Raw genomic sequence first — 22,280 nt, 5'->3', positions numbered from 1 at the left:
ATGAGTTCGTTGGATTCGCTGTATCAGCAAATCATTTTGGAGCAGTCCAAGGCCCGGTATGGCGCCGACCTGCCGAATGAGCACTTGCAGGGATTGCACCTGCCCGAGAATGTGGGGCAGTGCCACCAGCTCAACCCGGTCTGTGGAGACGAGATCACGCTGCGTCTTGAAACTGCTGATGATGTTGTGTCCGGGATTCATTGGGCGGGGGACGGGTGCGCTATTTCCATGGCGTCGGCCTCCATTCTCAGCGAAATGGTGGTAGGCCTGGAACGAGCCGAGGTTCATTCCTTGATTGAGAGCTTCCGTGAGGTGATGCGTTCTCGCGGGAAACTGCAGGCCGACGAGGAAATTCTGGGCGATGCTGCAGCACTCTCAGGTGTGTCCAAATTCCCGGCCAGGGTCAAGTGCGCCATGCTGGCCTGGGTTGCGGCCGAGGACGCGCTGAACCAGACCAGTTAGTTCAAGTTAAACAGGAAGGCCCGGAGCCAATGGCTCCGGGCCTTCCTGCTTTCCGGGCGAACCCGGAAATGTGTACTTCTAGTTACGCGCTCTGTCGGCTGCGGCGGCGTGAAACCACCACGGTGCCAACACCGGCTGCAAGTGCGCCGGCGCCAACGAGTGACCAGATCACAACACTGGTGTCAATACCGGTGTTGGCCAGGCCGCCCTTTTCGGCGTTTGCAACGTTGTTGCCCGCGCCGGAACCGGCGTTAAGGCTGGTGACAACCTTGACTACCTGAGAGGCCTGGTTACCGGAAACGCGGCCAACGGCCGTCAGGGTGTAGGTGCCCGTGGCGTTCAAGGTGACGGGAGTCGAGAATGTTCCGGCAGCCGTTGCCACGGTGGTGAAGGTTGACGGAGCCACTGCCTTGACGATGAGCGGCTTGGACATGGAAACGCCTCCGCCGAGTGAGCCAATGGCTCCGCCGGCAACGGCGCTGGTCTGGGTGACAGTGACGTCGATGGTCTCACCCGGTGCGAAGCCCGAGCCAGCGAATGTCAGGGCCTGGCCCGGTACCACTGTGGTTTCTGAGACCGTGGCCGAGCCTTCGGCGGGGTAGTTAGGTGCAGCCTGAGCTGCAACCGCTCCCGCGGAGAGAGTTAGAATGCCGGCAAGTGCCAGGCTGGCGAGTGTTTTTTTCATTGAGTGTTCCCCACTTAGAATTCTTGCGAAATGACAATATTTCCCCGATTAGGCATAGAGCCTATTTGAGGCTATCAGCAGTTTGTGGCAGTAACCAAGTTCGTTGGATTTAATGTTTTTTCTTAATCTTGCCGTTACGAACTGTTTACAATCTGAACTTTTTGCGCTGCAGAATTGCCTATTGCGCCGGCGTTGTGCAGTTGTTCGCGGCCTCAGCCGGGAGGATCACATCCGCAAGGTCTTGCACGGTGGGTGTGACATCGAGGTGAGCTGGGCTTGACTGGACCACCTTGGCAAAGTCGAGCTCCACTGTAGTGGTTTGCCCGGGGGCCAAGTCCACTCGGATCACGCCCACGGGGCGCTCATCGTGACTAAAGGAACCTACAGGTGTGGACTTGCCATTCACGCGGGCAGCCTGTGTCCGCGCCTGAGCAGGCCCGTATGCTACTACATTGGTGGCTACGTGGCCACGGGTGACGCCATAAACGCCGTCGCCTGTGACATATTTGGGCAGGGACGTGGCGGCATCGGCAGGAGCCGTATTGGTTAGCGTGATGCGGGCAGTGTACTGCCCGTATCCACCGGCGGAACATTGCTGCACAAGCTGGACGGTTCTTTTAACGTAGTAGTCCATTTTGGCCCCAGTGCCGTCATTGAAATAGACGCCAAATGCGGCCGGTGCAACACTGGGCCCGGAAATGGCTCCTCCAATTCGCTGTGAGTCCAAAAGCTTTTGTTCTTCAGCTCGGGTGGACCAAATCTTAATCCTGTTTTCTTCGACGCCTTTACCTAGCGCGGTGATCAGCTTTTCCCCGGACGTTTTTCCGGATGAAACCTCTGCGAAGACTTTTTTTGCAACTTCGGCGAAGTAAGCGTCCTGCAGCGTTGGGTCCTCAATATTCGCGTACACGTCTGAGAGCAATGCCTTGACAAGGTTTTCGCTGGTTAGTTTGGTGGGCAGGCCACCAATGTCCGCACCTTCGGGAATGGCGGAGCCAACATCAACGGGACCCGTTGCTTCCAGCACAAACGCTAGGGCGGACGGATCCAGAGCTATGACTCCGTCTATCACATCGCCGGGGTGCCGCTGTTGCCACATGGTGCGTGCAGTAGTGGCAGCTGTGGGGAAGTCTGGAGTCATGTTCACGTTCTGCATGTAACTGCCCAGTCGGTTGGTGTAGATGGCCTCTTGGGCGTCATCGACCTCAATCGCAGGCTCAAAAACACCCGTACCCGTGGATGAGTCTTGGCCAGTAAGCTCGATTTGCCCTTGGTCGGTGTGGAGAACAGCCAGAGCACTTGAGATACCACCGGTGGCGCGAATTTCGGCACTGTTTTGGATGAGTAACAAGTAGTTCCGGGCATCGGCACTTCCTAACATTGCCGGCAGAAGGCGCACAGTGCTGGATGCGACATTAAGCGTGCCCCGCAGGTCACTGAGCTGCTGTTCAGCTGTAGATAGTGGTTCAGCAATCTGCGGTACCAGTTTGCTCTTGTCAATGTCCGCAAGCCTGTCATAGGAGAGCTGGACCGTGTTGGCTGCAGAAACCACATTTGGTGCTGCTGAATTGATGGCCTCGAGTCCAACCGCGCCATCAGCTGGTGTGAGCGCGTTCCAATCTAGTGACTGAAAAGTGCCTAGCAGCGGCTTGGCGGCAAGTTGAATAAGATCATCCGCTGTTACGGATACGGTTGTTGCCGCTACAAAGTTGGGCCCAATCCATGGGAGAGCTCCAGCAGCCTTCCACAATGGGTCTGTACCAGCCGACTTAGCGGAGGCGGTGTGGCCAGCTAGGCTTTCCACTGTTGCCGCGGCGCCGGTGTCGTCACCGGCTGTGAGTTGCTTCTTCAATTGCGGCAACAGCTCAGTGGTGGCTTGCAGATTGTCCCTGATGACTCCTGCCTGAAACCCTAGCCAGGCGGCTGAGCCACCGAGCACCAGGGCGAAGAGGGCTGCGCCAAATCCGGCTGCAATCCAGCGACGACGGAGGTCGCCTACCCGTTTTGACTGCCGTGAACGCAGCCGGCGAGGTTCTGCGGACGGAGCTGAACTGGGATCGGTGGGGTCGGTCATGGTTGGGCCCTTCCAACGGAGAATGGTTGTGCGTTGAGTGCGATGCGTTTAGCCTTGTTGATTGCATGCCTAGGGCCAGAAGACACTATTTTAGTAGGCGCCATCGCGCTTGATAACAGCTTTCGCCGTGCGGAAGAGTATGACTAAATCTCCGGCCAATGACCAATTCTCCACATAGTAAAGGTCAAGCCGCACCGAATCCTGCCACGACAAGTTGGAACGCCCGCTGACTTGCCACAGGCCAGTCAAGCCTGGTTTGACCAAGAGCCGGCGGCGTACATGTTCTTCGTAGGCATCCACCTCAACTGCCAACGGTGGGCGCGGGCCAACCAAGCTCATGGTACCCAAAAAGACGTTCAGGAGTTGGGGGAGCTCATCCAAACTGAACTTGCGTAGTGTTGCACCGACTTTTGTGACACGCGGGTCAACTTTCAGTTTGAACAGGAGGCCGCTTCCTTCGTTTTTTTCCTGCAAGACGGTGAGCTGTTGTTCCGCGTCTACAACCATGGATCGGAACTTATGCATGATGAAGGGCGCGCCAAGGATACCCACCCGTTCTTGCCGGAAAAAGACCGGACCGGGGTTTTCTGTCTTGATGCAAATGGCAATGATTAGCATGACGGGGGAGAAAACTGCGAGCAGGAGCGATGATGCCGTGATATCAAATGCCCGTTTCGCTACCCTCTTTCCGCCTTCAAGCTTGGGGGTGGTTACGTGAATCAGTGGCAACCCAGCGACCGGTTGAGTATGAATACGTGGTCCGGCAATATCAGTGAGAGCCGGCGCGACAATGAGACCAATGTTTGATGCAGCGAGCTCCCATCCCAACTGACGCATTGTCACTGGACTGAAGTGCAGGCCAGCAGTGAGCGCAACGGTGTCAGCTCCACTTGCCCTGACGGCCGCCAGAATATCGGCCGTATCTTGTTGGCCTCTGTATACAGGAAAATCAAGAGTGCCATCGAATAGCTCATTGTCAGTGTCTTGGAGGTAAGCGCCGACAGGAGAATAGCCTGATTGTGGGAACCGGCGGAGGGCTTCAATCAAATGAGCTGCCGCCCTCGAACCACCCACGAGGAGAACATGTGCCGTACTTCTACCTTTAATCCGCTCCAGTCCCAGATGCTGACGCAGGATCCATCGACCAGTGATCAAACCTAGTACGCCGATCGGGAAAGCGATTCCTACGTAGCTTCTGGCCAATTCCATCTGGAATGCATAAGACACGATAGCTAAAGCTCCGAATAGCCATAGAGCGGAAGCAAAGACCCTCTTGTATTCCTCGGACCCGCTGCCAAGTATCCGTGGTTCTCGGCTTCCCCAAGCTCCCAACATCATCCACCATACACAGGGCAGCAATACTGTGATGATCACGTACGGAGCACCAGCTACATGGGCGTTGTCGTCTAAGCCAAAACGGATCAAATGTGCTCCCACAACAGCCCAGACCACTACTGAGGCATCGACGAAGCCAATTCGGCGAGCATAGTTTGATCGCCAGTTTTCGGAGCTCAAATTTTCCCCAAACTAAGAATTAAGTATTGTCGACAAGACCAGCAACATTCTGCATCGTCAACATTCACCAACACTCCCACCAGGGACCGGGCTATTGAGCGCGTCGTGAGGTCCTACCTTGAAGAATGTCGTCGAAGGCGTCCCGAGTAGCTACTTCGACTACAGGATTGGTCTCAATGGCGTGATCGGATACGCGTGTCACTGGCTTCGAAGATTCCGATGAATAGCCGTAGTAACTGTACGAATAGGCGTCAGGACCCTTGGTGGGAACGCGGTTCAATACGACACCAAGGACGTCAGCGTCCACCAGCTGCAGAGTTGAAATGGCCTTTTCTATCTGAGGACGTTTGGCGGTGTGGCAACCGACGACCAGCAATACGCCACCGACCTGCTGTGCCAGAACTGCGGAATCAGTGACGGGCAACAGCGGGGGGGCATCAATAATGACGGCGTCGAATGCCTGCTCGAGCCTATCGATCAGAAGTTTCATCTCGACTGAACCGAGCAATTCGCTGGGATTGGGCGGAATGCGTCCCGAAGTTAGAACGTGGAGTTCATTTTTCCCCCAAGGCTGCATAAGATCTTGGACATCTGCCTGACCAATCAGGGCCGTCGTCAAGCCAGCCTGACCTTCAAGTCCCAGGTATTTTGCCACCATCGGGCGCCGTAAATCGGCATCAACCAGTGCAACTGATTGGCCAGATTCTGCGATGGCAATAGCTAGGTTGGTAGCGGTGCTGCTCTTTCCTTCTCCCGGAAGGGACGACGTGACCAATACAGTCTTACTTTTGTGGCTGACGTGGGCAAATTGGAGGTTCGTTCTCAGTTGCCTGAAGGACTCAGCGCGTTGGCTGTGTGCCGAACCATTGGAGACCAAGGGATTCTTTGTGGCATCTGCATCAAAAGCGATTCCCCCGAGGACCGGGGAGCTGGTTAGCGGTGCCAGGTCCCTCTCGCTCCGTACACGAGAGTCCAGGGTAGTCCTGAGCAAAGCAGCAACAATGCCGAGTGCCAAGCCTGCCATGAGACCCACAACCAAGTAGATCTTCATGTTTGGGGATGAGGGCGCCAAGGGCGCCGATGCTGGGGTGACAACCGAAATTTTCACAGGAGAGTCACCGCCATTTGTCGGCATTTCAAGCCTATCAACCGCAACTATGAGGCTATTGGCAACTGCCTGCGCAATGGCCGCAGCTTGAACGGGTGACCTATCTTCGACCGCAATCGATATCAGGACAGTGGAGAGGTCAGATGAAGCCGTTACCCTTTTCGCGAGTTGCTGCGGCGTGGTGTCCAGCCCCAATGTGGCTATGACCGGCTCGAGGACTGTAGGTGTAAGCGCCGTCTTCACATATGAGGACACCCGAGCCTGAATGAAGGAGTTTCCCGTTTGAAGGTCTTGCACCGATCCGGAAGATTGCGTCGCCACAAATAGTTGCGTCGCTGCTCTATAGACTGGCTTCGTCATGATGGCTGTGAAACCTCCGACCAGTAATCCGACAAGAACGAGCGTAACGATAACAATCCAGTTTCGACGCAAAATAAGCAGATATTGCCGCAGTTCCAAGAGCCGTTTCCCCCGTGTATATGGTGCAGCAGGAACGACGCCAGGCGGCGATCTGAACCGATTCTTCTGCATTTCTGATCCTATTGTAGCGGCTGGGACAACGCATGCGATTCTGCGCCGATGCCCACCATGAGTACATGGATAGGGCGGAGCGTTTTTCATATGGATTGCTCAAATAATTGAGGGCATCAGGATACTTTGGGATGTGGCCAGGAGACATTATTTGTTGCGCGACGTTATTTGAGCGCAAGGATGGCCCGAAATGTGATTTGACTACTGCGGACGAGTTTCAGAGAAAGACACGGGCGAGACTCTCGGCAGGTCTGCCTGCTGTTGGTTGCTCCAGCCTGTGTTCACGGTGTGGGGCGGCAACGTCATATCGAGGAATACTCATCAAGGCAGACTGGGATGCCCGCATTGAGGCCTATGCTTCGTCCAGTGAATTCGATGATCAGAAGACAGTGTATCTTGTAGGCGCTTTGATGTTGTTGGCGGTGATCTTGGTACCCAAGATTCCCTCTCGTTGGCGGGGTCCTGTGCAAGTTTCGCATCTTTCAAGGAGCCGGTGGGCACCAGGACGCGCAATTGTTTTCACCTCCCAGGCTGCCTTGAGGTTTCCCGGTTGGGTTGTGGGTGACGAAGACGATCTCCAGCCGGGTGCGGGCTTTGTCTGAGAGGGTGTCGCCAGCTCGTAGGAACAGCATCGGGTGCGCCCAAGCAGGGTCTAACGCCCGACTCCGCCGGGCATGAACCTGAGCGATAGTTGTTGGCCTACCTCGGTCAAGGCTTGGTTGGCCAGGGAGACCAGATGGGAATCAATTACTGCAACGGCCTTGCGGGGCAGCCATATCCTCACGGCGTTATGGAAGGCGGCTGAGAGGTCAAGTGCTACGAAGTGAACACCGAGGCGCCATGGGGCGCTTGATCAGCCTGGCATCGGAGCACGTTCGGTCACGGCCACTGACGACTCCGAGGACTTGACCGATATCAAGGTCAACGGTGGTCGTCATCAACGGTTCGAATCGTATCCAGGCGCATGGTGTCTGGGGCTTTGAAGTAGCGCACGGCGCGGTAGCAGTGATTGTCAACTCCCAACATTCCTGGCCTGAGAATATCTACGTTGGGTAGCTTGAGTGGGCTAGGTTCATTCACTGCGGCACGAACCATGCACCACGATACAGCGCAACCGGAAGTGGTCTCCGACATGGCCCGCCCCAGCGGATCACCGCTTCACTAAACAAACTCATGCAGCACCATCTCACCCACACGGTAGGCCGTTTTGGTCTTCCACTTGGGGACTGCCTACTTCGAGACTTGCAAACCAACGGGGTATATTGGGGGTCTGGTGCTGGGCGTCACATTCGCCGGAGTCGAACCATATTTCGTTCCTTCAGTCATCCTCGTCCTGCTGGTGATACAAGTATCTTGGGCTGGATTTTTTGTCTGAGTAGATACGGGGATCGCAGCGCAGGAGTCCACCGAAGCAACATTCGAGTCTAATGTTTCACTCGAAGGCCTTAGATCAAGAGCAACGACCACAAAGAGCCCTACGGTCGCCGCCCAGGAAAGCACGTCAAAGCCGAAGAACATCATCACCAAGGCGATGAATGCGACCCAGCTATGAATTCCCCGTCGATGCCATGCCAAGCCAAGAAATATCATGAAAATGATCATTCCAACCATGCCGGTCGCCATTAGTACCGACACGAACTGGTTGTCGAGAGTGAAGAAATTATCATTGACAAAATAGCCGTCCAAGTAATTTTGCTGCGCACTTCCCCAACCAGTTCCAAACAGGGACTCGCCCAAAGGGCGGCTGAAAATCAGGTTAGGGATGCCCAGAATTGTGTTGATTCGGTGCCCGGAATTCAATGCGCCGATCCCGCTACTTATGGTGTTGAATACCTGCTGATCAGTCGTAACATAAACGATGCCTAGGACAGCCAACGCACCCTTCATGAAGTGGGCTGGGACAGATCGCTTCGCTGCGTATGGCAGAAGCAGGCAGATTGCGGCAGTAATGTAAACACTCATGCTTCCGGTTGCGAAAACGCCGACGAGCAAAACTGCCAAGACTGGCACCTTAGCTATCTGCTTCTCCCAGCGTGTCGCCATCAGAAGGCCAATCGCTACCAAGAGCACCGTTCCGGCTGCGATTGGGTGACCTACAGTTCCCGCCGCGCGATAGCTTCCTTCAATGAGCGGGTGCCCCCATCCAGTGGGATCTCCGAACATCCAGCCTTTTAGGACGAACGTTTCATAAGTCAAGAGTGTGGCCTCGACGGAAGCCAGGACGATGAGACCTCCCCGGATGACGCCCTTGTCGGCCGTGGTTAGGGGAGAACTAGCGACAACGCCGACGAGCAGGCCGAAAATCCCTACAGATATGGCAAGCAATGGAATTTCTGGTAAGAATAGGGCGCCAGCTATACCGATGATTGTCACAATGGCGAACAATCCGAATACCCGATTCGATATGATCCTTCGCATCGCGAACATAGCGCACGCTAGGAGCCATGCTGTGCCGACAGCGATGCCGGTAAAGAACGGTACCCCCATGCCAGTAGGCGAGATTAATACCACCGACACAATCGCACCGAGTACGCCATTGCCCAGGGCGCACTCGCGGCCGGCCCGTATTGTGAGGGTTGTCAGTATCGCTACAACGACCAGGATAGAGACCACTTGGGGGAACCGGATGCCTGAAATGGTCAGTGTGGCTACGGCTAGAGCAGCCGCTCCATACCATAGCCAGTCACGCAATTCCATGTTCCCCAGGGTTTTAAGCATGAACAGAGGATACCCCGAACATCAGCACTTAATTGATCCGATCGGGTGTCCGGAGATGCTTCTCGTCCAATCAGAGTTCAGTATACGGTGGGTTATGGGATCCCATTTATGCCTCTAGCCTGTCAAACTCTCCGAGAACGTTCACGGCAGGACGGATGGGCGGAGGGTGAAATCCCATCCGACCACCCGTACTGCCGCCAAACACGCGAAACGCACCAAAATCAACTCACTGCCCTCGAATTTGAAATAGCCATAAGTGCCCATCTGTCATGCAAATTCCCCATCAACCACCGAAAGTCCCATATAACTTCAGTAGATCAGAATTTGAGATGGCGATGGCCGGATTCCACGGCAGTTTCCAGTAGCTGTTCGTAAGAAGCACAGACAGACTCCCAGCTATAGATGGCACGAGATCTTTCAAATGCAAGTCGACCCAAATTTATTCGCAATTTCTGATCGTTAAGTACCTTCAAGCAAGCTTCTGCAATACTGGCACCATTGGGTTCGACGTACAGCGCAGCGTCATCAAGAACTTCCAAGTTATAAACTGTATTCCTCGCGACGATCGGGGTTGAACAGGCCATCGCCTGAACGAGTGCGGGATTAGTACCACCAACACTGTGCCCATGGAAGTAGACGCCAGCGTTCACCCACAATCCATGTAGATAATCATCATCGCTCACATGTCCCAGCCACGTAACTCGGTGCTCCGTATTCACGAGTTGTCGGACCCGGTCCTCGATAGCGTCAGGATACCCTGACGTGCCCACGAGAACTACGTCATGTGTTTGCGCAATGACTTTAGCGGCGTCCAAAAACGAATCGATAGAGTTTTCCGGAACAAACCTCGCAACGAGCAGAGCATATCCTCCCGGGGTAACAATAGTTGGCGTGGTCACATCACGAGGAACATCGCCGCCGTAGGGGATAAATTCAAGCTTTCGATGTGTTTTTGCCTCCCAAATTCTGCGTATCTCCCTGGCATCAGCAATTAAGTGGTTAGAAAAAGTAGCGGTGAATCGTGCGCCTAACCGAAAAAGCTTTCTGGCATTTTTGCCCCACTTGGCGCGTTCCCACTCAATTCCATCGACATTGACGACAGTGGGTATCCCACGCATTTTGAGTAGGGGCAGCCAGAAACCGTTCGCCACATTCATGACCAAGACAACATCGGGTTTCTGCCTTATTGCCGCCATAGCCGAAGTGAAACCGTATGAGAGTGTGCTCAGGTGTTTTGTCTCGATACCTCGGGTCATAATGGACTTGACTCCATAGTGACGTTCGGGGTCAGTCCGGAGGACTCCGTCCGGACGACCATACACAGTCACGTCCCAACCAGCCTCGACCAGATAGGGAGCAAGTTTCCGGACGGCCGTCTCGAAGCCCCCGTAGTAGCTCGGATATCCACGAGTGCCCAAAATTGCGACTGACTTCACTTTAAAAACTCCATATTCATTGTCAATTGGCAAAAACTTAATTCAAATAGGGCACGTTGTTAGAGAATTTAAATTATATTCACAGTGCATGAGATAGCTACTATTATTGGCTTTCTTCAATCGAGTCACGGAGGTAGCCGAAATTAGCGAAAAAACGGGAATCGTTTGCGTTATTTGAAACTAAGATCGCCACATTTTCCTGATCAAATAGCCATCAGATACTAAGTGATCGTTTAGCACTTCGAGATATGAATTTCTTTTATCAAAGCTAGTTATCACTCTATGGACGCACTAGCTATGAATGCACGTAGACTTCTAGGTGCAGCCTGCCATAGGAAAAGTGACAATTTCCGGTTGGTGCGGGCCGTATAGTAGACGCTCTTTAACCGAGGCTACTCACATTAGCCTAGCAACTCTAGGTCTGCGAGCAAAGGTCTCATTCTCCTGGCAGGGACACCTGCATGAAGCTCATTGGCTGGTATGGATTTAGTTACCACCGAACCTGCCCCTACGACTGCCCCGTCCCCTATTTTTACTCCTGGCAAGATCGTTACATTTGCGCCAATCCAAACACCGTTTCCGATATGAATAGGATATGCCTCCTCAGCTCCCGCACGTTGCTCAGGGGGTCCAATCTGATGACTCCCTGTAACCATAGTCACATTCATTCCAACTCTGACACGTTGGCCGATACTAATTGTATCTGCTGCATCAAAAAAGCACCCGTAATTTATGAAAGTATCGCGTCCAATATTAATGTTCTTTCCACCAAAGAAACACCGCGGGGATATGTGCGATGGTTCTATTCCTTTCATCCCAAGAAGTCGCAGTACCTGCCAACGGACCCTTCCGGGAATGAAATCAGAAGAACAGAAGCCATTTATCACGACGTCACGAACTGTCCGTTCAAGTTCTCTCTTCAACGAGGGACGACCCTTCTCTTAGATCCAAATCTTCATCATTTCGAATTATCAATACTAGTCCAACTAGCAGCTTAAGGCAGCCACTTATCGTTAGCCCCCAAATAACTCCTGTCAAACCGAATAGCAATACAAGGGTCACCTGAAGCGACAAGTCAATCATCGTCAGTATTAGTCTCAGTCGATGCGGTTTTGACGGAGGCACCGTCAGACGCCACCGTAGTAGTCCGGTGTCGAGGACTAAGCTGCCGAGCATTGAAGCGCCAACCGGCAACAGAAAGGGGGCCGTAAGGGAGATAGTTGGTGCGATTTTCAGTCCGCTTTCGCCAATCAGCCAAGCACCGCCTGCGAATGTTGCCAAACCGGCCGCGCACGCCAAGGTCCAGATAGTTAGCAGGCTTTTGGTGCTCGGCTGGACAACCGGACGTACTTCAGTCACTTTCCGCAAAACTAAAGGAAATAGACCCTGGATAATCATGAATACAGGCGCGAATACCAGAGAATAAGTCAGGCGGATACCAGCAGTAGCCGACGAAGCTGCGACGACATAAAGAATAAGTATGCCTAGCTGGCTGGCGATTGCTGAGTATAGAGATTCCGCCGACATTCTCATGGATGTCCCCACGACGGTTTTACTAGCCATATTAGACTTGCGATTGCCGACAAGTATCCATCCAATTATAGTTACCGCTACGAGGGCAATGCACCATGTCTCCACAGGGTGACCTTTCGCGACCCACCAGCCAATTCCAATGAAAAGCGAATAGGCAAAAGCAGCAGAAAATGCCTTAGCTTGCTCACCTCTGATGATTAGGCTGTAGTGCGGAATATCTGCCATAACTATAAGGAATGCGATCAGACTGAATGTCCAATACTGGGAAAATTCGCCCGCAATCGCGTACCATGCCATGACGAATGCAGAAGAAGAGACGGCGGCAACCATTGACGCTTTGAATGAGATTCGGCTAGAAAACCAATCCAAAGTCGACGAGCCATCACGAGTTCGGCTAATCAGTCGAGAGTCAACGGCATAGGCCCTAGCAACGGCGGCCCCGACAACGCCCGCAGAGGAAGCGATTGTAGACGCCGCGAAGCTATCAACGGATAGCGAGAAGGCTGTCCAAATGTTTGCGAGGAAGAAAGCCGCCGACCACGCACCCTGATCCATCAGGCGGACCGTAACGACTTTCATCGACATTCTAAATTCTGATGACTGTCAATATCCATTAGATTTCCCGACTACCGATTCAAGAAGTTCATGTTCAAGATCGACAAACCTTTGGTAAGTCCACAAATCGGTTGAAATCCGAGGCAGGTTCATCGCCGCCGACAAGGTACGGGCAATCGATCTCGCATCAGTTTCTAACGCCGAAACAGCGAAGCCAGACGTCTCTGCCGCCTGGAGCACAACGGCCGCTCCCGTCTGTTCAAAACAGACCACGGGAACGCCCAGCGTCGTAGCCTCACCGACGACTCCGGAAGCGCCTTCCCGAGCTGAAGGATGGAACACGACGTCAGTGTTTCTCATATGCTCAATCACTTGTGACCTTGGTATTTGACCGGTAAATAGGACTCTCTGTTCGACGCCAAACTTCGTTGCCACTGGAAGGAGATAATTCTCTTGGCCAGGACCTGGTTTCCCGATGATGATCAATCTGGCGTCCGCAAGTTCTGGAGAAGCAAGTGCTGCAATGGCCAGCTCAAATCGCTTCAAATAGATAAGGTTTCCAATGCAGAGTATGGTGCGGTGACCGGAATCCGGCCCAAGTTCCGATGTCTGTGAAGTGTCACTGATTATAGTCAGCGATTCATCCACAATAACATTGGGAAAAACTCTCGTGTCACGGTTCCTATTACTCAGTTGCCTAGAAAGTTCCGATGACTGTGTGAGTACCAAATTAATTTTTCGGCTATTAATAGCGGCTAATCGTCGGCTGAGAAAACTCCGTGTCTTCTGCACAATGTAGTTGAATTTCCATGATCCCCAGCGTGGGCTCACGCGATAAACATCGGCATTGCCCGACGATCCAACAGGCCCCCAGATCTTCAACGTCGAATTACTGAGAACAGATATGGGTGTCGGAAGGAGCTCACTGGCAAATGTCACATGGTGGGCAAGCACTACTTGGTTAGATTGAGCAAGTTTTCTCAGCCGATTTTTGACCTGGATATTCCAGACCAAATATTCGAATCTTGTCAGGCGCGGATCAAGTAGAAATCTCAAAAAACTGGGTAACTGCACTCCAACAATCTCGATAGGGGGCTTGTCAATCCAATTTTGCATAGTAATGTCGCATGATCTCTGGTTCATGAACGCAATAACATCACAATTATCAATGGTCTCCGATGCTGTGGCCAAGGCGTTCACGAAGTGCCATCCGATTGTCGGTTCGCTGGGTAACCGAGGATCACATGCGAAGGCCGCAATAACGGCGACGCGCCTATTCATTTCGATCCTGACCATTGGAAGATTTCCGAATGGATCGCAATACGTCAACGGCGTAGATACGGAATTTGCGGGACTCAACTGACCATGACTCTCCTTCTATTCCCCTAACTTTTCGGCTGCGTATGCCGTAGTGCACCGAGCGGCTGAACAGACCAACCGAAACAACCAGGCACCAAACAGAACTAAGTAGCGGACTTCCGTTCATTCTCCATCTGTAGAAGTCATGGAGATTAACGACCCAGTCAGAGTTTACGGAATAGCTTTCCGTTGAATCGCTTCCTCCGACATAGTGGGACGCATGTAAGTCAGAATACAAAGTGACTTTCTCGTCCGAAGCCCGGACTTTCCAACATAAATCAATATCCTCCGCGTACATAAACCATCGATCCGTTAGGCCGCCGATGTTTTTCCAAGTCAGCCGTGGAATAAGGAGAACTGCTCCTGTAACCCAGTCAGCCGGTAACCGGTCCGGTTCGTTTGTCCTCGGAATAAAGTAATGGCCCTCCAGTTGCTTTGAAATTGACGATGCTCTGGATGCGCCGGAAAAGTGGAGCAACATTCTCCAAATAGTTGGAAATCGTCCTGCCGAGTGGATTGCCAGTCTACCGTTTGGCTGAAGAATTACAGGAGCAGAAACTCCGCCTATTTCGTCATTTCGTCTGGCCAATTCAAGAACTGTTTCTGCCGTGACCTGTGCGTCGGGGTTCAAAAGAAGTAATTTATGCCCACGTGCTTCGTTTGCAGCAATATTCATTGCTGCGCCAAATCCCAGATTAGTTGAATTCGTGATGATCTTGGCAGAAGGAAAGCGTTTCCTGAGAGAAGAAACCGTATTGTCTTGTGAATCATTATCAACAACTATTATTTCAGAGTCAGGCATATCGATCAATGGGCCAAGTGACAGCTCCAATAGATTTTCACTGTTGTAAGTCACCATTAAGATGGATACATAGATATGTTGCTGCTTTTCAGTATTCATACCAATGATCGACTCCTAATAAGTTTAGCTGGAACGCCACCGACAATCGACTGAGGCGGAACATCTGAATTGACCACCGAGCCGGCGCCAACTATCGAGCCCTTACCGATGCGTACCCCTGCCAGGACCGTGACGTTTGCACCGATCCAACAGTCGTCTTCGATTACTATTTGGGACCTGATGGGTTGCTGAATTCTTATCGGAGATTCCAAGTCGCTGTGTCCATGGTTTTCGCTAACTATGACAACATTAGGCCCGAGGAGACAATCTCTCCCAATTTTGACCCCGCCTTGGCCCCATATTATGTTGGAGGCGCCAATAGATGTGTTCGAGCCTATCTGGATGCCGACACCGGGTTCTGCGATGACACCGCTGGCAGAAACTAGCGCAAAACGACCAACCGTAACCCTGTCGCCAAAAGTTACACCGTCAGTTGAGTTGGCATCTATACGGCAGTAATCGTCCAGAGAAACACCATTTCCCACTTTGAACCGACTCTGACCAATGATTTGAACACCTTTGCCGCGAAAATGGCTCGTCGTTAAACTTAAGTAGATTCGACCGCGTAAGTTTCCGCGTACCATTTCGACAGTCTTTCTAAGACCGAGGTCAACAAGCGCGGAAAGTTGCACTTCGTCGGAAATTTCACGGTGCCGCAGCTTTACGTATGCCGATCTAAGTGTTGCGTCCACTACACTTTTCAATTTAGGCTTTCTCTAATTCGGCTCGAAGTCGTTGAACAACAGAAGGCCACTTGAATCTCTCGTCAATTCTTGCCGGGGTGGGAGTACTCGATTCTACTATCTTTGCAATTGATACTGCAATTTGATCTATGGAAGTTGGGTCGACATATTCGCATCCGTCGCCGAGGTTTTCGTGCATGACATCGATGTCGGACACTAGAACGGTTGCCCCAAATGACGAGGCCTCAATCGGGGGCAGCCCAAAACCTTCGTCCAGACTTAGGAAGCAGAACAAGAGACAATTTTCATATAGCCAGCGAAGTTCGGCGTTCGAAAGGTAACCCGTGAATAATACTGATCCGTCTTGTATGGCTTGTTGAGTACCGGCTGGCCAATTTTCAATGGAGCCCGATCTCTCGCCAACGATAACCAAAGGATTCTTTGGAGTGATTTTCTTTGATTTTAGTGCGCCAAGAATGGTATTTGAAATATTTTTCCGAATATTGAGACGACCAACTGTCAATATGAATGATCTATTCGTTAAATTGAAAGATGGCCTCAAGGGTGTTGCTTGATTGAGCTCGGACGAGATACCCAGACCTATAGGTGCGCCAAGCTTTAGCCGGGGATTGTGGCGAAGTATTCTATGCGTTTCGGTTATCGTAGTGGTCACTACTCGCGTTCTTAGCTTCGCCATCATCGGGATCAGAGCGCAATAGATGAGTTCTATTCTCGTGAACCAACTTGGATTTGACTGGAACAATACGTCGTGAACTAGTGTGACACTACTTCCTTGGAGGGGACCAAAATTTTGCGCTAAAATGACGTCACATTTATGCCTGCGTGCAAGAATGGGAAGCTCAAGTCCATTGATGAGCGGATGTAACCTTAATTTTGTGGGGACTATTGAATCGAACCTTGAAACTGAACTAAGAGTGTCGATATTTTTCCGCGGTACGGCAACTAGCAATTCATCCGATGGGTGAGTTCTCTTCCATTCTTGGATAATTTCGTTCACGACCATACGGCCTGATGGAGGGCCATTGTGCAGCCAATATCCGTCTATAAGTATCTTCACTGCGTCCTTTTGCCGTGCATATTCAGGCGACTACTGGGTATTAGGAGCTTCTTCCTGCGAGTCTCATAACCCGAGGTTCAGTCCGTATCCACTCTTCATTAGGGGTTCCGCGATTCTGCGAAGATCGTCCTCTGTGATGTATCCCATTTTCAGGGCTACTTCTTCAGGTGAGCCAATTTTTTGGCCTTGGCGGGCTTCTATTGTCCTAATGTAGTTGGAGGCGTCGTTCAAGGAGTCGAATGTCCCTGTATCTAGCCACGCGGTTCCACGAGGAAGGACCGACACCTGCAATTGGCCCTGTTGAAGGTAGATTCGGTTGATGTCCGTTATTTCAAGTTCTCCACGAGGGGAAGGGCGTAGCGCGCGCGCTATCTCGACCACTTGATTGTCGTAGAAGTAGAGCCCGGGCACGGCAAAATTGGATTTGGGGTGGCTGGGCTTTTCTTCCAGTGAGATCGCTTTACCATTGTCGTCGAACTCAACGACGCCGTAAGCGCTTGCATCTGCTACGTGGTAGCCGAAGACTGCTGCGCCTTCGATTGTATTCAGCCTTTGGAGTTGCATCCCTAGCCCTGCACCATAGAAGATATTGTCACCAAGAACGAGTGCAACTCCACCTCCACCGATGTGGTGTTCGCCGATAAGGAATGCTTGTGCTAAGCCATCGGGTGACTTTTGGACGGCATACGACAGATTCACTCCCCAGAGTGCTCCGTCACCGAGTAGACGGCGAAATTGTTCTGAATCCTGGGGCGTCGTGATGATCAGAATGTCTCGGATCCCTGCAAGCATCAACGTCGATATTGGGTAGTAAATCATCGGCTTGTCGTAGACTGGGACAAGTTGTTTGCTTATGCCCAACGTAATTGGGTGCAGACGAGAGCCGGTACCACCGGCGAGGATTATGCCCTTCATTATACTATCATTGGGGCAGATTGTGTTTAATCCAAATCCGGAGTTTGAGAATAGGTACGGGATACTAAATTCTTGCCACGCAAACAGTTGCTGTCTCTAGAATACGCTTGCCGCGGTGCGGGTCGTCCGGTTTCTGACAGTTACGCCGGAAGTCGGCATCTGGCGCTAGCGGCTTGGTTCGTCTCGCCGCCAGAGTTTTCGTGTTCCGAAGTGACCGTCTCACGATATTTGCGCCCTATTTCCCGAGCCATCGATACTTCCGAGTAGGTGCCCTTTCTGGTCGGGAGTGCGTGGAGGGACGTTGCTGTCGCGTCGTAGCGAATGTATGGCGTCGGTGCAGGCAACTGCATGGTTCAGTGTGATATCCGTTACCTTATCGGCTGGAGTTCGGGGCGCAGGGATTTTCGCGTCGACTAACCCAATGACGGCAGCTCTTTCAGGGCACATACAACGGCAGGCTGAGTCTCTTGATTGGCTAGTGCTGGCGTCATTGAATTGAATTTGCACGAGTATTATCAGGAGATTCGACGGTTAGTAAGTGGAGTACGTTGGCACTAATCTTTTGACCTGCAAGAGATTTTCGTCGTTGGTATTGGGTAAGAATCGCCGCGACCAGATGCCATAGCCTCTGTGCTAACCAGTCTGGACTTCCAGCGGGGCAGGAATTCTGAGACATTTTTTGGCGGAGTTCGGGGGCGCTAGGTCATCAAGGTTTGGCAAACGCCTGGTCGTGGAGCCCCTATGCCACAAGCAGGGCGTAGACGGGTGGGCCAAAGTAGGTACAGACCCTTCAGGGACGTGTCGGAGGTAGCTTGTGGCTGCACATTTACTTCCAGAATCGGAACAGATGCCTCGTGAATGACTGCCTAGCGATGGCATTCACGTGCTGGAGAGCTGTCATCAGTGCATTGCCAATTGTCTAGGGCCCAGGTCCATGGAACACTGCTCCTGCCACGGTCCTGTGGCCGAGGGTGCAGCGGCCTAGGATTCAGCCCTTCCAGTCGTTGAGCGATTGGATGGCCGGAGTGAGATCTCGGCGCATCTGCTCATAGACATCGTCTGAACGGCGGTAGGGATCCACCACGTCGTCGTCCTCCGGAGACGATCGGAACTGGCTGCGTGCACGCAGGGCGAGCGGAATCATGGCCTCCCATCTTTCAGCAGCTCCCATGCCCTGGGGTGTTTCAATCTGCGGCAGAATGCGGGCCAGTTCTCGAAGAGTGAAGGTCTTTTTTAGCAGTGCCGGGCGCATCTCGACAATGCGACTGCGATGGGCCCGGGTCAATGCGATGACCAAGTCCTGTTCGGCCAAGATGGCCGGGGTTAGTTGTCGAGCAGCAAAATTGTCGGTAGCCGCACCCATGACTCGGATGAAACCCTCCACATGGGGCTCGATGGCGTGGCCAACAAGGGCCCCGGTGCCTGCACTGCTTACCTCAAATGCTCCTGGAGAGACTTGGTCGAGGCCATGCTGAAGAAGCCGCTCGGCCATGGGGGAGCGGCAGATATTGCCGGTGCACACCGTGAGGATTCTGAACGGGGGAGGAGTGGTCATGATCCGGATTTTCCTTCTTGGGTCTCGACAGCCTCGACCAACGAACGCCGGTGGGCAAGGGTGTAGATCGCGGCGCCGACGCCGGCACCCAACGTATTTGCCAGTACATCCAATACTGATGGGAATCTGGCCGCCAGAAACAGCGACTGCCCAAGTTCTATACTGCACGATGTTAGGAATCCGATGCCGAGGCCCAGCCAGGCTTTCTTGGTCCACACCGAAGCAATGATGCCCATGGGCACAAAGAGCAGGACATTGGCGGAAAACTCAATCTGCGCATAGTCAATGAATGCAGGCATGCCATGACGATGGAGCCAATCAATGACCTGATGGAGTACTCCAGCGGCTGGCTGATCCACGGGTGTGGGCCAAAAAACAATGAGTGACAGCGCCACCAAGTAGGCAGCCATCAGGCTTACTGCAAGGCGGTGGAGGGCTTGGTGGGTGCTGGTCACATATAGACGTTACGCCACATTGACGTAGCTGGCCGTCAACTGGCCCGCAGTTTGGTTCCCGCACTTTCGCAATGCCGCAAGTTTTTTGGCTGCGGCAGCGTTGCAATCCATTTCGAGAACCCTGATGAGGTCGCTGGTCAGCTCTCCGAGCCGGGCTGCTCCCACCATCAAGCTGGAACTACGGAGACTCAGTGCTGCGTCCAAGGCGTCTTCCCTATGGCCAGCGGTGACAGCCTCGTGAATCCGCACAAAACGTCCGGGCCACATGTCAACGTAGCGGCACACAAAGTTACGGCACAGTGTGGTCTCGCCGTCGAGGGATTCCTCAAGGGAGTGCAGAGTGGCGCTACAGACAAGTGGCAATGCGGTGACTGTCATCCTCTGTTCGTGCCTCCTGCCGTGTGTCGTGTTTGAGTCCAAGTGAACTTGATTTCCTCTTCAACACTATCGGCAGCTTGCAGGAATTCGATGGGTTTTTGCAGAAAATACTGGAACTTGACCAAACCTTATACAAAAGGACAGGGCTTGGTGTTCGAGTCGACCCTGAATGCATCAGTTTGGGCCGTATTTTCGCGTAATTGTACTGATTTTGAGCTTGGGTTGAATTTCCTGCTGGGCTGTGGGTGGATCGCGAATATTGTGCTTTTCTTGTGGCAATCTTCCGGATACAGGGTGCCATTTCTTGAGGTGCATCCTCCATAGTTGTTGTCAGCGGAAGCCTACTTGCTGGGAAGAATCGGCTGAACGTTCGGCCTGGCGCCGGCAATGGCCACCAGACAAGTCATGGCTCTGGATTGGCAAGTCCCCCTAGACAGGTGGTGTGTTGACTCCCCCCTCAACACACCACCACCCCTTTATGCATGAGGTCACAGCTGATGCGGTGGTCTGGAAGTGGACAGGCTACTGCGCGGCGTCAAACACGGATTTACGTTGCACGCCACGCCCCGGGATTCCGCTGCCAAGAGACAAACACCCCGGCAGTACAAACCCGATGGTGGTTCCCGCGCCTGGCTCACTGCTCAAGCTAATGGTGCCGCCATGTTTGGCGACAATGGTTCGCGATATCATCAGCCCCAAACCGATTCCCGGTATGGATCTGGCCATTGCGGATCTGGCCCGGAAGAACTTGGTAAAAGCCTCAGCTTGTTCCTCCGAGTTCATGCCCATGCCCGTGTCCCGAACCTCGCACCACAAGTCCGTGCCCTCGGCCCATGCTCTGACGGTGATGGTTCCGCCGTCGGGGGAGTACTTGACCGCATTGGAGACGAAGTTATCCAGTACCTGCCCAATCCGCCTGACATCGATGAAGACCTCCAACGGCCCCTGCATCTCCGTGACCAGGCCCAGCTTGTTTAGCTCGGCCGCCGGCGCTGCCGAGGACACACTTTCCGAGACTAGTGTGGCAAAATCCGTCCGGCTCAGCTGCAGCGTCAGTGAATCTGTGGTCAGCAGGTCGGAGACCAAGGAACTGAGACGGTCCACATTGCGTGAAGCAATGTTCAAGTAGCCGCGAACCTCAGCAGGCAGTTGCTCCTGTTCGTCCAAGGCCATTTCCAAGTAGCCCTGGATGGACGTCAACGGAGTGCGGAATTCGTGCGAAACGTTCGCCACGAAATCATTTTTGGCCTCCAGTGCTGCCATCATCTCGGTGATGTCATGGAAAGCTATCACTGCACCGTCGAAGTTGCCTTTCTCATCCAGGATGGGCCGTGCGGCGGTGGAGACTGCCCTCGCCTGGTCTCCTGTTCCCAGCCACACCTGATAATTGGTGAAAGCCTCGCCCCGGATGGCCCGGCGCACGGGGCGTTCCTCCGCAGCCAGCAAAGTGACAGCGTCCACTGAGAAAACCACCAGCTCGCTTTCCTCCGGGTCTGGAATGTGCTCAGGAACTGCATGGTCGTGCAGAGCCCTTTGGGTGGCATTCATCAGCATGTCATTGCCCGCTGCGTCCACCACCACCACACCAACAGCAACCGTGTCCACCACTGTTGCCAGCAGCCGCTCCCGTTGCTGGCTGGCATCTAATGCGGCCCGCAACTCAACATCCTTGGCTTCCAGCGCTTTCCGCTGAACGTTCACGGTATTGGTCACGGCAACTACAGTGATGGCGTAGGCCAGCACCACCAGCGGGAAAAGTAGAGGCTTGGCCAACTGCTCTGGGGTGAAACCGGTGGGCGAAGTTAGAACCGGAAACCACACAATAAGCAAGGCTGCTGTCACACTGACCACGATTGAAGTACGTTTTGCCAGGCCCGATGAAGCCAGCCAAAAGACCGGGAAAAAAATCAGGAGGCCAACGGCCGTTAGGAACTGCTGGTTACCGCCGCGGAACAGCCCAATGGCCACAAAGTCCAAATAGGGGAGGACAAGAAACGCGCCCCGTGGCAGCTTCTGCCATGGGACAGCGATTGCCGCGACAAACAATAGGGCGTGCAATGCCAAGGCCGCTATGAACAGCGGTTCCCCAAACGACGTGGGATACACCAGTACAGCGATACATACGGCAACAACCATGACCAGCGTCAACGGCAACTGAGTTAGGAACACCCGCCTACGCAAAGGATGGAGCCAACCCAGAAACCGCACGGATTTCTGCTGCTTGCCGAGGTGGGGCATAAGTACTTCCATCCGTCGAGGTCACGATGTGGCGCATTCGCTTGCGTCCGGCAACAACTGAAGTACTTGTGGTGAGCCGGCAGAGAGCACCGCCGCACAAG

16 protein-coding genes and 4 pseudogenes are annotated in these 22,280 nt (G+C 53.2%); 1 reads left to right on the top strand and 19 read right to left on the bottom strand.

The annotated features are described in order from the left end of the window. Positions 1-462: a Fe-S cluster assembly sulfur transfer protein SufU gene (gene sufU / locus CVS28_RS03125; RefSeq protein ID WP_103464304.1), complete on the top strand. Its 462-nt coding sequence runs from the start codon at positions 1-3 to the stop codon at positions 460-462. A gap of 82 nt (positions 463-544) precedes the next feature. On the opposite strand, the gene CVS28_RS03120 is transcribed toward sufU, so the two are convergent. From CVS28_RS03120 to CVS28_RS03040, 19 genes and pseudogenes are all read right to left on the bottom strand, one after another. Next, positions 545-1,147: an LPXTG cell wall anchor domain-containing protein gene (locus CVS28_RS03120; protein ID WP_103480602.1), complete on the bottom strand. Its 603-nt coding sequence runs from the start codon at positions 1,145-1,147 to the stop codon at positions 545-547. Positions 1,148-1,325: 178 nt separating this feature from the next. Next, a complete protein-coding gene (locus CVS28_RS20085) occupies positions 1,326-3,221 on the bottom strand; it encodes a DUF4012 domain-containing protein (protein WP_243399663.1) in 1,896 nt (631 codons plus the stop codon). Positions 3,222-3,311: 90 nt separating this feature from the next. Next, the gene (locus CVS28_RS03110) at positions 3,312-4,736 is read right to left on the bottom strand and encodes a sugar transferase (RefSeq protein WP_103480601.1); all 1,425 of its coding nucleotides are present in this window, start codon (positions 4,734-4,736) and stop codon (positions 3,312-3,314) included. Between the two features lie 91 nt (positions 4,737-4,827). Continuing rightward, positions 4,828-6,303: a tyrosine-protein kinase domain-containing protein gene (locus CVS28_RS03105; RefSeq protein WP_103480682.1), complete on the bottom strand. Its 1,476-nt coding sequence runs from the start codon at positions 6,301-6,303 to the stop codon at positions 4,828-4,830. 724 nt (positions 6,304-7,027) lie between these two features. Further along, positions 7,028-7,207: pseudogene (locus CVS28_RS20380) on the bottom strand (transposase); the annotation flags it as partial. A 398-nt stretch (positions 7,208-7,605) separates the two neighbouring features. Then, entirely contained in the window at positions 7,606-9,093 is a 1,488-nt protein-coding gene (locus CVS28_RS03100) for an O-antigen ligase family protein (protein ID WP_103480600.1), read from the bottom strand. A gap of 317 nt (positions 9,094-9,410) precedes the next feature. Then, complete coding sequence (locus tag CVS28_RS03095; RefSeq protein WP_103480599.1) at positions 9,411-10,529, bottom strand: glycosyltransferase; 1,119 nt, start codon at positions 10,527-10,529, stop codon at positions 9,411-9,413. Between the two features lie 481 nt (positions 10,530-11,010). Continuing rightward, a pseudogene (locus CVS28_RS20375) lies at positions 11,011-11,119 on the bottom strand (DapH/DapD/GlmU-related protein); the annotation flags it as partial. Between the two features lie 316 nt (positions 11,120-11,435). Next, on the bottom strand, positions 11,436-12,647 hold the full coding sequence (locus CVS28_RS03085; RefSeq protein WP_103480597.1) for a hypothetical protein: 1,212 nt from the start codon (positions 12,645-12,647) through the stop codon (positions 11,436-11,438). An 18-nt stretch (positions 12,648-12,665) separates the two neighbouring features. Further along, the gene (locus CVS28_RS03080) at positions 12,666-13,817 is read right to left on the bottom strand and encodes a glycosyltransferase family 4 protein (protein WP_165788040.1); all 1,152 of its coding nucleotides are present in this window, start codon (positions 13,815-13,817) and stop codon (positions 12,666-12,668) included. Between the two features lie 73 nt (positions 13,818-13,890). Then, the gene (locus CVS28_RS03075) at positions 13,891-14,877 is read right to left on the bottom strand and encodes a glycosyltransferase (RefSeq protein ID WP_103480595.1); all 987 of its coding nucleotides are present in this window, start codon (positions 14,875-14,877) and stop codon (positions 13,891-13,893) included. After that, positions 14,874-15,047, bottom strand: a pseudogene (locus CVS28_RS20370) (DapH/DapD/GlmU-related protein); the annotation flags it as partial. The pseudogene CVS28_RS20370 and the gene CVS28_RS03075, both read right to left, overlap by 4 nt. 81 nt (positions 15,048-15,128) lie before the next feature. Beyond that, a pseudogene (locus CVS28_RS20365) lies at positions 15,129-15,461 on the bottom strand (hypothetical protein); the annotation flags it as partial. 121 nt (positions 15,462-15,582) lie between these two features. Continuing rightward, positions 15,583-16,578, bottom strand: coding sequence for a glycosyltransferase (locus tag CVS28_RS03065; RefSeq protein WP_165788039.1), 996 nt, complete (start codon positions 16,576-16,578; stop codon positions 15,583-15,585). A 123-nt stretch (positions 16,579-16,701) separates the two neighbouring features. Continuing rightward, positions 16,702-17,553 (bottom strand): glucose-1-phosphate thymidylyltransferase RfbA, encoded by an 852-nt coding sequence (gene rfbA / locus CVS28_RS03060; RefSeq protein WP_103480592.1) that lies wholly within the window; start codon positions 17,551-17,553, stop codon positions 16,702-16,704. 988 nt (positions 17,554-18,541) lie between these two features. Next, complete coding sequence (locus tag CVS28_RS03055) at positions 18,542-19,108, bottom strand: arsenate reductase/protein-tyrosine-phosphatase family protein (RefSeq protein WP_103480591.1); 567 nt, start codon at positions 19,106-19,108, stop codon at positions 18,542-18,544. Continuing rightward, the gene (locus tag CVS28_RS03050) at positions 19,105-19,563 is read right to left on the bottom strand and encodes a VanZ family protein (protein ID WP_133159029.1); all 459 of its coding nucleotides are present in this window, start codon (positions 19,561-19,563) and stop codon (positions 19,105-19,107) included. The genes CVS28_RS03055 and CVS28_RS03050 overlap by 4 nt, the downstream gene beginning before the upstream one ends. Before the next feature lie 9 nt (positions 19,564-19,572). Beyond that, on the bottom strand, positions 19,573-19,941 hold the full coding sequence (locus CVS28_RS03045; protein ID WP_103464322.1) for a hypothetical protein: 369 nt from the start codon (positions 19,939-19,941) through the stop codon (positions 19,573-19,575). Between the two features lie 522 nt (positions 19,942-20,463). Further along, a complete protein-coding gene (locus tag CVS28_RS03040; protein WP_165788038.1) occupies positions 20,464-22,110 on the bottom strand; it encodes a sensor histidine kinase in 1,647 nt (548 codons plus the stop codon). Between the last annotated feature and the right edge of the window lie 170 nt (positions 22,111-22,280).

The organism is Arthrobacter glacialis, from assembly GCF_002909415.1.
GTDB classification, from domain to species: domain Bacteria; phylum Actinomycetota; class Actinomycetes; order Actinomycetales; family Micrococcaceae; genus Specibacter; species Specibacter glacialis.
The sequence above is the reverse complement of the archived record's forward strand: the minus strand, read 5'-3'. Positions and strand labels throughout refer to the sequence as shown.

What these genes read in the sequence shown, in the direction of transcription:
- CVS28_RS20085 (WP_243399663.1), bottom strand. Translation starts at nt 3,221, where the DNA reads ATGACCGACCCCACCGATCCCAGTTCAGCTCCGTCCGCAGAACCTCGC.
- CVS28_RS03055 (WP_103480591.1), bottom strand. Translation starts at nt 19,108, where the DNA reads ATGACCACTCCTCCCCCGTTCAGAATCCTCACGGTGTGCACCGGCAAT.
- CVS28_RS03075 (WP_103480595.1), bottom strand. Translation starts at nt 14,877, where the DNA reads ATGAATACTGAAAAGCAGCAACATATCTATGTATCCATCTTAATGGTG.
- sufU (WP_103464304.1), top strand. Translation starts at nt 1, where the DNA reads ATGAGTTCGTTGGATTCGCTGTATCAGCAAATCATTTTGGAGCAGTCC.
- CVS28_RS03085 (WP_103480597.1), bottom strand. Translation starts at nt 12,647, where the DNA reads ATGTCGATGAAAGTCGTTACGGTCCGCCTGATGGATCAGGGTGCGTGG.
- rfbA (WP_103480592.1), bottom strand. Translation starts at nt 17,553, where the DNA reads ATGAAGGGCATAATCCTCGCCGGTGGTACCGGCTCTCGTCTGCACCCA.
- CVS28_RS03120 (WP_103480602.1), bottom strand. Translation starts at nt 1,147, where the DNA reads ATGAAAAAAACACTCGCCAGCCTGGCACTTGCCGGCATTCTAACTCTC.
- CVS28_RS03100 (WP_103480600.1), bottom strand. Translation starts at nt 9,093, where the DNA reads ATGCTTAAAACCCTGGGGAACATGGAATTGCGTGACTGGCTATGGTAT.
- CVS28_RS03045 (WP_103464322.1), bottom strand. Translation starts at nt 19,941, where the DNA reads ATGACAGTCACCGCATTGCCACTTGTCTGTAGCGCCACTCTGCACTCC.